Annotated in this window: 10 protein-coding genes and 3 pseudogenes; 9 read left to right on the top strand and 4 right to left on the bottom strand. The window is 60.5% G+C overall.

What is annotated here, in order from left to right:
• The first annotated feature begins 64 nt into the window (after window positions 1-64).
• Together AB4O12_RS05630 and AB4O12_RS05625 are read left to right on the top strand one after the other, a co-directional pair.
• Window positions 65-1,039 (top strand): hypothetical protein, encoded by a 975-nt coding sequence (locus AB4O12_RS05630; protein ID WP_460060698.1) that lies wholly within the window; start codon window positions 65-67, stop codon window positions 1,037-1,039.
• 143 nt (window positions 1,040-1,182) lie between these two features.
• Window positions 1,183-1,949, top strand: a pseudogene (locus tag AB4O12_RS05625) (sulfite exporter TauE/SafE family protein).
• A 12-nt stretch (window positions 1,950-1,961) separates the two neighbouring features.
• Here AB4O12_RS05625 and AB4O12_RS05620 read toward each other — a convergent pair.
• Window positions 1,962-2,906 carry a GlxA family transcriptional regulator gene (locus AB4O12_RS05620; RefSeq protein ID WP_315435626.1) on the bottom strand — a complete coding sequence of 315 codons (945 nt, stop codon included), beginning with the start codon at window positions 2,904-2,906 and terminating at the stop codon, window positions 1,962-1,964.
• 116 nt (window positions 2,907-3,022) lie between these two features.
• Between AB4O12_RS05620 and AB4O12_RS05615 the strand changes: the two genes are divergently transcribed.
• On the top strand, window positions 3,023-3,787 hold the full coding sequence (locus AB4O12_RS05615; RefSeq protein WP_041480578.1) for an SDR family oxidoreductase: 765 nt from the start codon (window positions 3,023-3,025) through the stop codon (window positions 3,785-3,787).
• 57 nt (window positions 3,788-3,844) lie between these two features.
• On the opposite strand, the pseudogene AB4O12_RS05610 reads toward AB4O12_RS05615, so the two are convergent.
• Together AB4O12_RS05610 and AB4O12_RS05605 are read right to left on the bottom strand one after the other, a co-directional pair.
• A pseudogene (locus tag AB4O12_RS05610) lies at window positions 3,845-9,306 on the bottom strand (trifunctional serine/threonine-protein kinase/ATP-binding protein/sensor histidine kinase).
• Window positions 9,307-9,362: 56 nt separating this feature from the next.
• On the bottom strand, window positions 9,363-10,034 hold the full coding sequence (locus AB4O12_RS05605) for a response regulator transcription factor (RefSeq protein WP_056784803.1): 672 nt from the start codon (window positions 10,032-10,034) through the stop codon (window positions 9,363-9,365).
• 199 nt (window positions 10,035-10,233) lie between these two features.
• Here AB4O12_RS05605 and AB4O12_RS05600 point away from each other — a divergent pair, with 199 nt between their 5' ends.
• From AB4O12_RS05600 to AB4O12_RS05575, 6 genes are all read left to right on the top strand, one after another.
• Window positions 10,234-11,238, top strand: coding sequence for a GlxA family transcriptional regulator (locus AB4O12_RS05600; RefSeq protein ID WP_056784802.1), 1,005 nt, complete (start codon window positions 10,234-10,236; stop codon window positions 11,236-11,238).
• A gap of 96 nt (window positions 11,239-11,334) precedes the next feature.
• Window positions 11,335-11,691, top strand: coding sequence for a response regulator transcription factor (locus AB4O12_RS05595; RefSeq protein WP_056784799.1), 357 nt, complete (start codon window positions 11,335-11,337; stop codon window positions 11,689-11,691).
• Window positions 11,692-11,914: 223 nt separating this feature from the next.
• Window positions 11,915-13,117: an NAD(P)/FAD-dependent oxidoreductase gene (locus AB4O12_RS05590; RefSeq protein WP_460060695.1), complete on the top strand. Its 1,203-nt coding sequence runs from the start codon at window positions 11,915-11,917 to the stop codon at window positions 13,115-13,117.
• A gap of 40 nt (window positions 13,118-13,157) precedes the next feature.
• Entirely contained in the window at window positions 13,158-14,090 is a 933-nt protein-coding gene (locus AB4O12_RS05585) for an MBL fold metallo-hydrolase (RefSeq protein WP_252877893.1), read from the top strand.
• Between the two features lie 178 nt (window positions 14,091-14,268).
• On the top strand, window positions 14,269-14,475 hold the full coding sequence (locus AB4O12_RS05580) for a hypothetical protein (protein ID WP_370593551.1): 207 nt from the start codon (window positions 14,269-14,271) through the stop codon (window positions 14,473-14,475).
• Window positions 14,476-14,559: 84 nt separating this feature from the next.
• The gene (locus AB4O12_RS05575; RefSeq protein ID WP_041480580.1) at window positions 14,560-14,808 is read left to right on the top strand and encodes a DUF6555 family protein; all 249 of its coding nucleotides are present in this window, start codon (window positions 14,560-14,562) and stop codon (window positions 14,806-14,808) included.
• A 168-nt stretch (window positions 14,809-14,976) separates the two neighbouring features.
• Here AB4O12_RS05575 and AB4O12_RS05570 read toward each other — a convergent pair.
• A pseudogene (locus tag AB4O12_RS05570) lies at window positions 14,977-15,487 on the bottom strand (nucleoside deaminase).
• Window positions 15,488-15,513: the final 26 nt, after the last annotated feature.

Genomic DNA, 15,513 nt, shown 5'->3' with positions numbered 1-15,513 from the left:
CTGCAAGGCAAGAAAGTGCGTTAAAACCAAACATTTCATAGGTCTTTAGGGAGAAGGACACATCATGAGCTCAGCATCGCCACAGAGTCGTTTGGAACCGCTTGAACATAAATCCATGCAAGAATTTGGCGAGACATTTATCCAGGCCCTGCCCAAGCACATACGCAACTTGAAAATTCCCGGACGTACCTTAGAAGAAAACCAACGGCGTCAACCGTTGCTGGCCTGCGTCGGCAACGTTGCTGAGATACAGGACGCCATGCTTGAGGTACTCAATCATTCCATCACGCAAGACGCGCAACTGGCGGCTGAAAGCGCATTCAGGGCGTTCCTCGAAAAGCCAGTAATAGACTCGTCGGTATTGAGCTTTTTCAATGGGTGGAATGAAACCCATAAAACCACCAGCCTTGTCTCGGCAAAAATCATCATGCGCCTGTCGGCGGATGCGATATCGGTATCTGCCGACAGACGTGAGGGTTACCACAATGTCATGGCGCATATGCATGAAGTGGCGAAAGATGATTTCGGTCTTGGACATCAGGGCCATGACGGAATGTACAACTACATGACTGCAACTTTTGGTGCGTCAGCCTGGGTTGAAGAACAATTCAAAATTGCTGAATGCAATGACTTCGCGGACTTCCTATACAACACCGGGGTCGCCAAGCATAAAACGGCACTAAACTCGCAGGAACACAAATCTTCAATTATGGATGCGATGATGGTTTCAATCTCATCTGAACTGTGGAACGGTCGTGAATACAATTTCATCGCTCAATATATTGAAGCAAAGCTCCTCGCGGCCAATCCGTTCTTGAGGACAAACACGCAAAACCTGCGTAACGCCAAAGGCTACGTAATGGGGCACTCCGGAGAAGTTGAGAACAAACACGGATTGCATGCCTTGGCGGCCGCGCAAGCTTACGGTCAGACGGTAGGTCTGGAATTCAAGCCTGCGCGACTGAAGGGCATCATGCTCAATTACAATGAAAGAGTCGGCAATGCATTCTCCGCCATGCATCGGATTATGACCTGTTGATCTCTATGGATTAACGAAGCATGCCGATGAACTCTCATAATGTGAGCTTGGAGAATGATCGGCATGTTTTGACGATATTTAAACCAAACCACGAGCGACTCATGAACCTTCCGGCCAAATGACGTTCCGCAGGGATCTATCGCATGGATGTTGAACACGCTGTTCTTGCATTGGGTTTCTTCGCGTTTTGTGGTGGCCTGATAGACGCTGCGGTCGGTGGCGGGGGCCTGGTACAGGTGCCGGCACTTCTACATGCTCTACCCCAGTACAGCCTTGCCACCATTTTCGGCACCAACAAACTGGCCGTTCTGGCAGGCAATATTTCATCAATATCGGGTTACCTGAAGCGCATAAAAATTCGCTGGAATTTAATGCTTCCGACCATGCTCGCCGCTTTTTTATTTTCTTTTCTCGGAGCTCTCTCAGTATCCCTTGTTCCTAAAAGATTGATGGAGATCGTTGTCTTTTTCATATTGATAGTCATGGCTATCTACACGTTTATGGAAAAAAACTTGGTTTGGCAGGCAAAGACCGCCACTTCGGAACGAAAGACATATGCCTTGGAGTTTTCTTTGGCAGCCTGATCGGTTTCTACGATGGTGTCTTCGGCCCGGGCAGTGGCAGCCTGCTGCTGTTTATCTTCGTCAAGGTCTTTGGCTTTGATTTCCTCAATGCATCAGCCTCTGCAAAACTGGTCAACCTGGGGACGTTCAGCGCTGCGCTCATATTTTTTATCCCCTCCGGTAATGTCTTGTGGGCGATTGGCGGCATAGTTGCTTTATGCAATATGGCCGGTGCACTGACCGGTGTCTTTTTGGCATTACGGTATGGAAGCAGTTTCATCAGAGTTTTCTTCCTGATTCTGCTCGTATTCCTGATCGGCAGAATGGGGATCAACATTTTTTCGTAGACCCTGGTCACGTCATACCCTCCGCCGCGAATCCCGCCGTACCGCCTGCGGCGGCACGCCAAAGCCGCGCATGAACACCTCGCGCATATGCCGACGGTCACGAAACCCGGTTTCTCTGGCAACAATATCCAGACTGTGATTGCTCTGCTCGATCAGCAAACGCGCCGCTTCCAGGCGCAGGCTCTCTATCGCCTTGGCCGGAGACTGGCCGGTTTCGGCGGTGAACACGCGGGTGAATTGCCGCGGACTCAGGTGCACCACTTCGGCCAGTTCTTCGACACTCAGCGGGCGATTGAGGTGCTTGCGCGCGTAATCCAGCGCACTCTGAATGCGGTCGGATTTGGGTGACAGCGACAGCAATTCCGAGTGCTGCGACTGCCCGCCCGAGCGGCGCTGATGCATCACCAGCCGATGTGCCACCGAGCGCGCAATGTCGCTGCCCAGATCTTTTTCGACCATGCCCAACGCCATGTCGACCCCAGCGGTCATGCCCGCCGATGTCCACACCGGGCCGTCGATAATAAAGATCCGGTCGTCCTCGACATTCACCGACGGATGCATCCTGCGCAGCGCCGGGGCGAACGCCCAGTGCGTGGTCGCGCGGCGATTATCCAGTACACCGGCCTGCGCCAGTACGAACGAGCCGGTGCAGATGCCGGCCACGCGGCGTGCGCCGTCGGCGAGCCCGCGCACGCTGTGCAGCACGTCAGCATCGGGCGGCGTCAGCGGTGTCAGCGTTCCCGCCACCAGCCAACTGTCGGCCAGCCCCGCTTGCGTCAGCGGCAACGTATCGACGTGCAAGCCCAGCGAGGAGCTGACGATGCCGCCGGCCTGGGAAAAGTTCTGCACCTTGTACACGGCTTTGCCCGTGACGATGTTGGCGAACTCGAACACCGACTGGGTCGCCAGCGCCATCACCTGAAAACCTTCCGTGAGCAGATAGCCGACTCGATGCATGGTCGCGCTCCGTTTGTTGAATGTCCTGAAACACTACCACATACGTCATTCAGGTCGGAGCAGGTTTTCTCCATCATGGCTTGCATTCCAATCAATCCACTCGCGGGACGCAGCTCATGAAACTTGAAGCCAACACGATCTTCATCACCGGCGGCACTTCCGGCATCGGCCGCGCACTGGCCGAGGCCCTGCATCAGCGCGGCAACAAGGTCATCATCGCTGGTCGTCGCCAGACCCTGCTGGCAGAGATTGCCCAGGCGAATCCGGGCATCGACACCGTGCAGCTGGACATCAACGATGCGCAGCAGATCAAGGACGTCGCCGCCGAAGTCATCCGCCGCCATCCGTCGTTGAACGTAATCATCAACAACGCCGGGATCATGCCCTTCGACAACGCGGGTTCCGGCGACTACGACGATGAGCAGGCAGTAGGTCTGTTGCAGACCAACCTGCTCGGCCCGGTGCGCGTCAGTGCGGCGTTCGTCGAACACCTCAAGCGCCAGCCCGAGGCCTACATCATCAACAACAGCTCGGTGCTGGCCTACCTGCCGCTGGCGACCACGGCGCTGTATTCGGCGACCAAAGCGGCGATCCACTCCTACTCGCTGTCGCAACGCTTCATGCTGCGCGACACCAGCGTCAAGGTCCTGGAAATCGCGCCACCTTGGGTCGATACCGATCTGATTCACAAGAGCGGCGACGAGCGCGCCATGCCGCTGGGCGAGTTCATCGAGGAAACCCTGATCAAGCTGGAAACCGCCACTACCGAAGTGCTGGTTGATCGAGTCTTGCCGCTGCGAGCCAACCAGGGCGCGAACGAGCACGGGTTGATCGAGCAGTTCAACCTGTCGCTGCTGGAGAATCCTATTCCGGTGGCCTGAACTCACCGACAGAAACACCCGGGCTCAATGCCCGGGTAGCCTGGCTGTTGATCATGTTCATTCACAACGCGGCAAGCCAAACACCACCCGCGCCCCGCTCGGCTCATTGCGCTCGGCCCACAATTTGCCGCCGTGTCCTTCAATGATCGTGCGGCAAATCGACAGGCCCATGCCCAGCCCGGTGGATTTGGTCGTGTAGAACGCCGTGAACACGTGCTCCGCCCGCTCGCAGGCAAAGCCCGGCCCCGAATCGCTGACACTGATGTGCACGTTATCACCCAGCGCCTCACTGCGAATCAGCAGACGTCGCTGCCCCTCTGCCATGATCGTCATGGCTTCGAGGCTGTTGATGATCAGGTTAAGCAGCACCTGTTGCAGTTCGACCCGGTCCGCCACTACGAAAGGCAATTCTGCCGCAAGCTCAACGCTGACTTCGGCGCCGTGCTTGAGCGCTTCGCCCCGGCTGAAACCGACCATTTCTTCAATCAGCAGATTGAGGCTGACAGGCTGACGCTGCGGTGGCGTTTTGTGAATCAGCGCGCGGATGCGCCCGAGTACGTCGGCGGCGCGGTTGCCGTCGAGAATGATATGCCGCAGGCCCTGCTCGACCTCGTTGATATTTGGTGGCTTTGCACCGAGCCAGCGCAACGCGGCATTAGCATGGGTCACCGTGGCGGCGATCGGCTGATTGACTTCGTGGGCAATCGATGCGGCCAACTGACCCATGGTTGCCACACGATTGGCGTGGGCCAGTTCCGTTTGCACCTGACGATAACGACGCTCGCCTTCGCGCACTTGCTCTTCAGCCAGCTTGCGTTCGCTGATATCCAGCACAAAGGCCAGGCCCTGTTGCTGACTCGCTTCGAAGGCAGCCAGACCGACAATCACCGGCAGCCGACTGCCGTCCTTGCGGATGTACTCCTTTTCGAATGGCTGGGCCCGGCCAGTGTGGATCGCCGTTGCCAGTGCAATATCGCTGTTAGCGCGCATCGCCGGCGGGGTCATGTCACGCCAATGGACACTGCCCGAAAGCAACTCATCACGGGTGTAACCGACCATGCGCAGGAACGCGTCATTGGCCTCGATGATTTCCCCTTCCACGCCCCAGACGATGATGCCGATGATGTTGGCGTCGACCAGCCGACGGATCTTCGCTTCTCGCTCGGCGAGGTCGCGGTACAGGCGCGCGTTGTCCAGCGAGATCGCTGCCTGCGACGCCACCAGGCGCAACACGGCGAGACGCGTCGGGCTGAACACCCCGGCGGACAGGTTGTTTTCCAGATACAGCGCCCCGGCGACCCGCGCCTGATTCATCAATGCCAGGCACAGGATCGAGCGCGCGCCTCGTTGCTGAACGTATGGATCAGCGGCGAACAGCGGATCGGCAACCGCGTCGTCCAGGCACAGGTTTTCGCCGGTGCGCAGCGTCTGGTAGAGCACTGACTCTGCCAGCGCCACCGTGTGCAGCGGCGCGTTGCACAGCTGCGTGGCACCGTCGCCGATACGGGTTCGCGCAGCGACATAGGGAATGTCGGCGTTCAACAAAATGAGCAGGCCATGCTCGGCCCCGGCCTGTTCGATCGCGGTGCGCATCACCGTTTCGATCAAACGGTCCAGGACGATCTCGCCGGAGACTGCTTGAGAGACCTTGAGCACCGTTGCCAGGTCGAGATGTTCAACTGGCGTAATGAGCGTGGTGACCGGATTCGGTTGCGCCTCTTCGGCACGCAGAAAACGATGACGTCGCTCCAGCTCCCGCACCTTGCCAGCAGCCCCCCAACGCAGATAGGCGTAGCGTGCGTCGCGCAGGTAAACCCGGGATATCCTGACCAGCCCGCGAGCGCCGTAGAACCGTGCGGCCAGTTCGTTGGCCAGCGCTTCGATATGGAGCAAACCATTGTCCTGAGCCAATTGAATGGCTTGCTCGTACTGCAATTCGGCTTCGAGCAACTGTCCGGTGACGCGCGCCATTTCCGCGCCGACCAGCGCCACCTGACTGGCGAAGGTCTCTGCACACAAGCGCGCCCACGTCTGCAACTGTTCATGATGTTGACCCAGACGCTGCAAAGCACCGGCGTCAGTTTCGCCGTGGGCCGCCAAGGTCAACGCCGCGTAGAAATGGTATTCGGCCTCCTCGAAAAACGCCGAAACCACCCACAAAAGTCCCTGCGCCTGGGCCGCGCACTCAGCGGCCGCCGCGTAATCCCCGGCCAGATAGCGCGCCTGCAACTTGCGTACCCAGTACTTGCCGCGCGCCAGCGCCAGATCCGCCGAACCGGCCAGATGCGCCTCGACAGCTGTTTCATCGAACCCGTCATCGTCGAAACAGCCGAACGTCGGCGTCTGCCCGCGCAGCATGCGGATCAGCGTCAACTGGCAGCGCATGAAATCCGCCACCAGACCGAAACCGACCTTTTGTGCATAGACCAGCCCTGATTCCGCTTGCGCCTGCACCTCGGCCAGCGGCTCGCCGATAAACAACAGATCGGAAATCAGGCTGTTTCCGGCGAACGCGGCATACGGCAGATCGCCGCTGCGATGGGCCGCGTTGAGCGCACGGCGCAACAGTTCGCGGCACTCGCGCACTGGCCGCATCCAGCGCACCACGAAGATCGAGAAGCACAACCAGGTGCTCGCCTCATAACGCGTGAGCCCGCGCCGATCAACCAGATCGCAGCCCAGACGGCCAAATCGATAACCAGCGGCATAGTCGCCAAAACGCGGCCCCGACACGCGCCCGAAGTTGGCATAGAGCAGGCAGGAGGCGTCGCAGTTGCCATATTGCAGGCTCAGGCTGATCGCTTTGCAAATGGTCAGGCTGGCGAGGTTCAGATCCGACTGCACCGCCGGCGCGAAGAGTTTGCCCAGCGCATCGAGGGTGGCCCGCGCGGCAGGATCCTCCATCAGCGGCAAGTCGATCATCTGCTCGATACTGCGCCCGCGCAGGCTGGTCCAGACCTGCTGATATTCGTCGCGCACCTGAATATCGTCCGGACGCGCTGGCCAATCGATGCCGACCTGACGCAGAAAGGCCAGACACACCGTCACCGCCCGGTCACTGCGATCAAGCAGCAAGTAGACATCCATCTGCAGGCACGCCACCGCCGCGCGCTCGACGGTGGTCACGGCGCGCTCGGCCAATGTCGCCAGGCGCGAGTCGGCAAGCTGCAGTTGGCCGGTGAGAAATTCGCACTCGGCACGGTTCAGCTCCAGAGCGAAACCCAGTTCATGCCGACTGTCATAACCCTGCTCGCCCAACAGTTCTGCGCCGGCGCCCAGATAGGTCAGTGCTGAGGTATAAGCGGTCGAGGCCTTCGCTCGCTGGCCGGCGAGCAGGTTGAACTCGGCCAGTTGCTCGCGCTCGGCACGCAGGCTGATCAGATGCGCACCGCGATTGAGCTGGCCGACAATCTCGAAGATCGCCTCCTCGCGCCGCTCACCCTGGGTTTGCAGTGCCAGCAGCCGGCCGATGCGCAAGTGCATTTGCGCCCGTTCGGTTTCAGCGATCAGCGAATACGCCGCCTCATGGATGCGATCATGCACAAACCTGTAGGCACCGTCCTGACGCTCGACCAACTCAAGCCGCACCGCCGGCCACAATGCGGAGTGAACGTGAGGCACCGGCACATCAAGGACTGTGGCCAGCGTGTCGAGACGCGCGACGTTGCCCAGGCAGGCCAGTTGTTGCAGCGCCTGGCGGGTTTCCTGGGCAGCCGCGCCAGTTTGCCGACCATCAAATCGACGACATTGTCGGTGTAGCCCTTGCCGTTGATCAGGTGCACATCCCACCGCCAGCGCTGGCACGCAGGCTCGTATGTCAGCAGCTTCTCCTCGGCCAGGGCGTGCAGAAACTGGATGACGAAGAACGGATTGCCAGCGGTCTTGTCCAGCACCAGCCGCGCCAGCGCGACAATGCTCGCCGGCGGGCAGCGCAGTGACTCGCTGATCAGTTGTTCGATGTGCGCGCCAGCCAGTGGCGCCAGACGAATTTCGTCAATGTGTACGCCGGCGTGATGCAGGGTCTTGAGTGTGCGGCTGAGTGGGTGATCGCCATCTACCTCGTTGTCGCGATAAGCACCGACCAGCAGCAGATGAGGGGTCTCTGCGCGACTGAGCAAATCTTCGAGCAGATCAAGGGTGGCCGCGTCGAGCCATTGCAGGTCGTCAAGGAACAGCGCCAACGGATGCTCGGACTGAGCGAACACGCCAATAAAACGCTGCAAGACCTGAAGGAACCGCTGCTGCGCCTGTTGCGGCTCCAACTCAGGCACGGGCGGCGGCTCGCCGATGATCAGCTTGAGTTCGGGGATCAGATCGGTGATCAACCGCGCATTCGCTTCCAGTGCCCGCAACAGTGCTTCGCGCCAGCCCGCCAGTACGTCGGTGCGCTTGCCCAACAGCGTCCGCACCAGCCCCTGAAAGGCCTGAACCAGAGTCGAATAAGGCACGTCGCGCTGGTACTGGTCGAACTTGCCGGCGGCGAACAAGCCACGCGACGGCACCAGCACCTTGTGCAGTTCACTGACCACCGACGATTTGCCGATGCCGGAATAGCCGGATACCAGCACCAGTGTCGGCGCGCCTGTCTGCACCACATTGGCGAAGGCATCGATCAACGTTTGCACTTCGTGTTCGCGGCCGTAGAGTTTTTCCGGAATCAGCAAGCGCTCGCAGGCGCCCTGCTCGTCCAACGTGAACGTCTCGATCTGCCGCATACGGCGCCAGTCATCGAGGCAACGGCGCAAGTCATGCTCGACACCGACTGCGCTCTGATAGCGCTCCTCGGCAGTTTTCGCCAGCAGTTTCATGACCACTCGCGAGAACATCGGCGGCACCGTCGCCACCCGTTCACACACGGGCATTGGCAGCCGCGCGATATGGCAATGCACCCACTCCATCGGTTCACTGGCACTGAACGGCAGCGAGCCGGTGAGCATCTGGTACAGCGTCACGCCAAAGGCATACAGATCACTACGCGAATCGATCGAACGATTCATCCGCCCGGTTTGCTCCGGCGCCATGTAAGCCAGCGTGCCGGCGATAGATTCCGGTGGCGTGGGCGCTTGCCGTTCCCGTGGCAAGCGCGTGGCCAGGCCGAAGCCGGTCAGCCGCGCCTGCCCGTCATGGCAATGGACAAAGACATGCTGCGGTTTCAGGTCTTTGTGCACCAGACCACACTGATGCATATGGCCCAGTGCCTTGGCGATGTTCGTGGCCAATTCCAGACAGGTTTCGATATCCAGCGGAGCGACCAGCAATCGCGACAACGGCTCGCCACCCGGATCGTCGAACAGCAGACGAACTCGGGTGCCCGTACGCTCGAAAGCTGTCGGCTGCAACGCCCAGGCAGGATTGAGGTCGTCCCTGAGGCTGTATTCATGCGCCAGACGCTCCAGGGTGCTCGGCAATGGCTGGCCCATCGCCGGACGCACCGCCAGTAGGCTGCCATCATTCGAACCGCGCTCACGGGACAGCACCCGCTCGCCGTCGTCCCACAAAATCTGTTTTCTGCTGGCCATCTGCGTCAACACTGCTCAGGTTTTTTGCCGCACGGTGAGTTGCACGTCGCCAGCGCTCAGGGGTTGCGCTGGACAGGCTCGATGCCCAGCGCTTCTGCGATACGCACCAGATCGGCCACTGAACGTGCGGCCATTTTGCGCATGACCTGGCCACGGTGGACCTTGACCGTGACCTCGCTGAGGTTGAGCTGTCCGGCAATCTGTTTGTTCATCAGCCCGGCAATGACGAAGCCGAGCACTTCGCGCTCACGTGCGGTCAGGGTTTGGTAAGCCCGACACAAAACGGCGCCGGAGTGTTCGGCTGCTAGCCGCGCACGGTCGCGAGCCAACGCACTGGCCACGGCGTCGAGCATGTCCTGATCACGGAACGGCTTGGCCAGAAAATCCACCGCGCCGGCCTTCATCGCCTTGACGCTCATGGCGATGTCGCCGTGGCCGGTCATGAACACCACAGGGATGCGCAAGCCATTTTTTTCCATCTGTTCCTGAAACGTCAGGCCACTTTCGCCGCGCAGGCGCACGTCGAGCACCAGGCAACCGGGTACCTCACGTTGCGCTTGCGCGAGAAAATCTCCGGCGCTGTCGAAGGTTCGCACCTGCAAGCCGATCGAGCGCAGCAAGCTGTCGAGCGCCTGGCGCATCGAGGCATCGTCATCGACCACGTACACCACTGGTTCGCCGAGCACATCGGGACTTTGCGCAGGGCTGGAATGCGACCACAAGGTCATTGTGTCTCCTCGGCGAGATCGCAGCACGCATTGGGCTGGTCAATAAATCTAGTTCAGGATGGCCACCGCAGCCAGACACCGGCCGGACGGTCAGCAATCAGGCTAACAGTCAGCACCATTGCCGGCCGGCCAGAAACCCCTGAAAATCGGCCAGGCTGAGGCAGTCCCGCCTCTAGCGCTGCAAACAGGCAGGCCCGCGATGTCCACTCATCCCGCTTTTACAACGGCCCCGCGCGACGTGGTGTTTATCGCCTACCCACGGCTGAGCCTGCTCGATCTCAGCGGTGCGCAGACCGTGTTCTGGGCGGCGAGCAAAGCCTTGGTCGAGCGCGGGCAGCCCGGTTATCAACTGCACACCGCCAGCCTCAGCGGCGGCTTGATCCCGACCGTCGAAGGGCTGGCCATCGACACCCAAGCGTTAACCACGCTCGACACCACCGCGCTGGACACGCTGGTCGTGCCCGGCGCCCCTGACATCTGCCAGACCCTTGAGGAGCACCGCGAACTGAGCGACTGGCTGCAGGACCATGCTCACCTCGCCCGCCGCGTGGTCTCGGTGTGCAGTGGTGCGTTTCTGCTGGCTCAGGCCGGATTGCTCGACGCCCGCCGCGCTGCCACTCACTGGGCGATGTGCGACGCTTTGCGCGATCGCTTTCCAGCGGTCGAGGTAGATGCCGACGCGATCTTCATTCAGCAAGGCAAGGTCTGGACCTCGGCCGGAGTCACCGCCGGGATCGATCTGGCGCTGGCGCTGGTAGAGGCCGATTACGGCCGTGAAGTGACGTTGCAAGTCGCGCGGGAATTGGTGGTGTACATCAAACGCCCCGGCGGCCAGGCGCAATACAGCACGCTGCTGCAATCGCAGGCGCAGGACGCTGCGATGTTCGATGATCTGCACCTTTGGCTCATGGAGCGCCTCGGCGACCCGAATCTGACGGTGGAGCGCCTCGCCGAGCAAGCCGCAATGAGCCTGCGCAACTTCACGCGGGTCTATAAAGCGCGCACCGGGCGCACACCGTCGAAAGCGCTCGAGCTGTTCCGGCTCGAAGCGGCCAAACGCCTGCTGGAAAACTCCCCGCACAAAATCGAACGAATCGCCCGCCTCTGCGGCTTCAACGATGAAGAACGCCTGCGCGCCTGCTTCCAGCGCCACCTGTCGATCTCCCCGCGCGACTACCGCAGTCGCTTCAGCCGCGATGGCTGAACCGCTATACCTACGTATAGTTTTGCCCGCTGGCCATCAGCGTATGGTGCAAGAACGACAGGAGTCACCAGCTCGGCCGCCCGGCCCGGGAGCTTTATGTACAAGACGCATGTCATTGCGGTAGTGGACGACGACGAGGCAATGCGCACATCGCTGAGCAGCCTGCTGCGAGCGTCGGGGTATCAGGTGTTCTGCTATGCGGCGCCAGCGGACTACCTTGACTCGGACGGGCCGGCGCAGACTGATTGTTTGATTTCCGATATTCAGATGCCGGGCATGGGTGGTTTGCAGATGCTGGATGCACTGCGGGCGCAAGGCTGGCGGATGCCGGTGATTTTTGTGTCGGCGCATGCGGGCAAAATGCCCAACAGCGTACCCGGGGTCATCGCGTGTCTGGCCAAGCCATTTCAGGCTGAACGTTTGCTCGCCTGCCTGGAAAAAGCGCTGGGTTGATCCTTTTTCCCCATACCTTCGTATACCCCCCTTCCACCCATGCGTACCCCACGCACACCGATGGACAACTGCGCTCGTAGCCTCCCCGCCCTAGCATGGCTCTACACAGCGGGCGATTGAGCGCCAGGCAGTACGGCAAGCAGTTACGGCGGCCAGTGATCGTCACGCCAGAGTCCGCATCGGACTCGGGTGTCATCCATCCATCAGCGTCAGGGAGCACATTATGAAACAGCAATTATTGGTGATCGGTGCAGGGTTCGGCGGGCTGTGGAGTGCGCTGAGCGCTGCGCGTTTGCTGGATATGCATGCCCGTCAGGATGTCGAGATCACGCTGCTCGCCCCGCAAGCGGAATTGCGTATTCGCCCGCGCTTCTACGAGCCGGACGTGCACAGCATGTACGCGCCGCTCGACGCGCTGTTCGATGCGGTGGGTGTGCGCTTCGTCAAAGGCACCGCTGAAAGCATCGACGCCCGGGCGCGCCGAATCGGTTACCGCGACGAGGCCGGGCGTCCGGGTGAACTGGCCTACGATCGGCTGGTTCTCGCCAGCGGCAGCCAGCTCGCTCGGCCTCCGGTGGTTGGCCTCAAGGAGCATGCGTTCGATGTCGATCAGATCGAATCCTCGGCGCGTCTGGAACGCCATCTCATCGCCCTCGGCAACCAACCGCCCAGCGTTGCGCGCAACACCGTGGTGGTCGCCGGTGGCGGTTTCACCGGGATTGAAACTGCGACGGAAATGCCGGCGCGCCTGCGCGCGATTCTCGGTGAGGATCAAGACCTGCGCGTGATCATTGTCGATCGCAGCAAGGACATCGCTGCGACCATGGGCGATGGCATTCGCCCGTCGATCATCGAGGCGTCCAATTACCTGGGTATCGAATGGATCGTCGATGCCAGCGTTGCCGCTGTGGATGCCAATGGCGTCACCCTCGCCGATGGCCGCCACATCGAAAGCCACACCGTGATCTGGACCGTAGGTTTCCGCGCAAGCCCGCTCACCGAACAACTCGACGCCGAACGCGATGGCCAGGGCCGCTTGCATGTCGATGGCAACCTCAAGGTGCACGGCATCGATCACGTCTTTGCCGCCGGTGATGTCGCTCGCGCCGCCACTGACGACCTCGGCAACTATGCCGCGATGTCTTGCCAGCATGCGATCAGCCTGGGTCGCTACGCCGGCAACAACGCCGCCGCCGATATCCTCGGCGTCGCTCCGACAATGTATCGCCAGCCCAAGTACGTGACTTGCCTGGATCTGGGCACCTGGGGCGCGGTGTACACCGAAGGCTGGGATCGTCAGCTGAAACTGGTGAAGGCCGAAGCCAAAGAGCTGAAGACGCAGATCAACACGGTGTGGATCTACCCGCCCGCCGCCGAACGTCGCGCCGCCCTCGCGGCCGCCGATCCGCTGATCCCTGTAGCCTGATTTCACCCTCCGCTTTAGCCCTGAGAACAAGGAGAACACCATGACCCTGCATCTGGATTCCTTCACCGCCAACCGCGCGGTGGCCCTGCAAACGCAAAGCGAAGAACTGGTGCCGTCGCGCTACGCCCTGCGCCTGGGCGACATTGACGTGATGGTGATCAGCGACGGCGTGTTGCCGTTGCCGACCCAGACCATGTCAACCAATGCCGCCCCCGCCGACCGTGCCGCCTGGTTCAAGGAAATGTATCTGGGCCCTGACGCCTTCGACTGGGCGCTCAACGTGCTGGTGGTGCGTAGCGGCGAACAAGTCATCCTCGTCGACGCCGGCCTCGGTGGCCAATTCCCCGGTTTCCCGCGCGCCGGGCAGTTCCCCAAGCGCCTGGCCGCTGCCGGGGTGGACCTCGCCGACATCACTGATATCGTCATCACGCACATGCACATGGACCATATCGGCGGCCTACTGGTCGACTCGGTGAAGAGCCGTCTGCGCCACGACGTGCGCATCCACGTCACCGCTGCCGAAGTGAATTTCTGGTCCACGCCAGACTTCACCAGCACCGACATGCCCGCACCAGTACCAGACGTCCTGCGCAGCACCGCCAACGCGTTCATCAACCACTATGAAAGCAAGTTGCACATATTCGAAGACGAATGTCAGGTTGCACCGGGCGTAGTTGCAAAACTCACCGGTGGTCATACGCCAGGGCACTGCGTGGTCTACGTCAACTCCGGTGGCGAGCGCCTGACCTTTGCCGGTGACGCGTTGTTCCCGGTGGCGTTCGATCACCCTGACTGGCACAACGGTTTCGAACACGATCCGACCAAATCGGTGGAAGTGCGCGTGCGCATGCTCAAGGAAGCCGCCGCCAGCGGCGAGCTGTTTGTCGCCACGCATCTGGCCTTCCCTTCGGTGGGTAGGGTCGCGATCAATGGTGCTGCTTTCCGTTGGATACCTGCGATTTGGGATTACTGATTGCGCGCCTGAAATCTTCGCCCGGCTTCTGCCGGGCGAAACCTTTTTCACCGCCATTGCTACGCAGAACCGTGCGGGCGGTGACCATACTTCGGTTGCTGTGTACCCTTTCTGCATCAGGCAAATCCATGCAGAGGACAGGGTGTTGGCATATCTGGATTGGGTGCAATGGCCGGCGATGCTGGTCACCGTTCTGGCCGCCTGGCTGATCGGTTCGCAACGACCGCAACGGCGCATGAGCGGCTTCGTTTGTTTCAGTCTGAGCAATTTGCTGTGGGTGATCTGGGGCGTCCATGCCGGGGCTTACGCGCTGATCGTTCTGCAGCTTTGCCTGTTCCTGATGAACCTGCGCGGCTTCATGAAGAACCGCGTTTCAGAGCGCTGAGTGACGATGATCATCTGGCCAGAAAATCCTTTGAATTTTTCTTGTCGGACAAAATCATTTACGTATGAGCGTAAGGAGGAACTCATGCGTAGCACCGATATTTTCGTCATCGAATACAAACATCACGACCAGCCAAAATCATTCGTCATCCGCGCCAAGAGTATGCGCAACGCCGACGCTTGGCATTGGGCGAGCTGTGACGCCGGTATTGCGCCGATTCCGAAACCGGGTAAACCACCGTTGAAAGTGGTTTCCAAACCCCAGGCCGAGCGCTATGGGATTACGGAGGTGAAGTGGCGCGAGACGGCAGCGCTGGACTGGACGGAGGCTTAGGCAAATCGGGTCGCCTGGCTGAGCTTGCAAGTCAGCCAGGCGCCCCATAACAGACCAGGGGGGCATTCCGCTGGGGAATGTGCGGTTATCGTCCCGGTGAAGTGACCAGTACCTGACCGCGCGAAACTGATCGTTCCTCACGCTCCGCGTGGGAACGATCCATATCAACTAAGACCAGAACCCTTTATGCGGCTCAGCCGCCTCTTCCTCCAGCATCGGCCCGAAAACGCTCACCGTGCGCTGCCCTCTGGCAAACACTTCGCGACACGGCAACGAGAACGTCGGGTTCTCGGGATGATCGCCGGTCAGCCCGAGCAAAGCATGTTCCGATAACGCGTACACCACTCGCCCGACACCGGTCCAATACACCGCGCCCGCGCACATGCAGCAAGGTTCGGCGCTGGTGTACAGCGTGCACGCCTCCAGCTCCGTGGGTGACAAACGCTTCGCCGCCGCAGCCACCGCGACCAGTTCGGCGTGCTGGGTGGGATCACCTTCCGGCGGCATCGAATTGTTGCCCGCTTCGGCAATGACGTTGCCGTCGCGGTCCGCCACCAGCGCCGCAAACGGGTGCCGGCCACGTTGTTTCGACGCCTGCGACAGGGCGATGGTCTGGCGCAGCAATGCCGAGGTCCAGATCGCTGACGCCGGCCGGAACAAGCTGAGTGAATTGATTCATGGGTAACTCCTGGGCAGTGAGAAAAG

It is taken from the genome of Pseudomonas sp. S2_A05, assembly GCF_054668485.1.
Note: the sequence above shows the minus strand (reverse complement) of the source record. Positions and strands in the feature narration are given on the sequence as shown.

Bases quoted from the DNA above. Each gene is read 5' to 3' on its own strand.
- AB4O12_RS05630 (WP_460060698.1), top strand. From the start codon at position 65: ATGAGCTCAGCATCGCCACAGAGTCGTTTGGAACCGCTTGAACATAAA.
- AB4O12_RS05620 (WP_315435626.1), bottom strand. From the start codon at position 2,906: ATGCATCGAGTCGGCTATCTGCTCACGGAAGGTTTTCAGGTGATGGCG.
- AB4O12_RS05615 (WP_041480578.1), top strand. From the start codon at position 3,023: ATGAAACTTGAAGCCAACACGATCTTCATCACCGGCGGCACTTCCGGC.
- AB4O12_RS05605 (WP_056784803.1), bottom strand. From the start codon at position 10,034: ATGACCTTGTGGTCGCATTCCAGCCCTGCGCAAAGTCCCGATGTGCTC.
- AB4O12_RS05600 (WP_056784802.1), top strand. From the start codon at position 10,234: ATGTCCACTCATCCCGCTTTTACAACGGCCCCGCGCGACGTGGTGTTT.
- AB4O12_RS05595 (WP_056784799.1), top strand. From the start codon at position 11,335: ATGTACAAGACGCATGTCATTGCGGTAGTGGACGACGACGAGGCAATG.
- AB4O12_RS05590 (WP_460060695.1), top strand. From the start codon at position 11,915: ATGAAACAGCAATTATTGGTGATCGGTGCAGGGTTCGGCGGGCTGTGG.
- AB4O12_RS05585 (WP_252877893.1), top strand. From the start codon at position 13,158: ATGACCCTGCATCTGGATTCCTTCACCGCCAACCGCGCGGTGGCCCTG.
- AB4O12_RS05580 (WP_370593551.1), top strand. From the start codon at position 14,269: ATGCTGGTCACCGTTCTGGCCGCCTGGCTGATCGGTTCGCAACGACCG.
- AB4O12_RS05575 (WP_041480580.1), top strand. From the start codon at position 14,560: ATGCGTAGCACCGATATTTTCGTCATCGAATACAAACATCACGACCAG.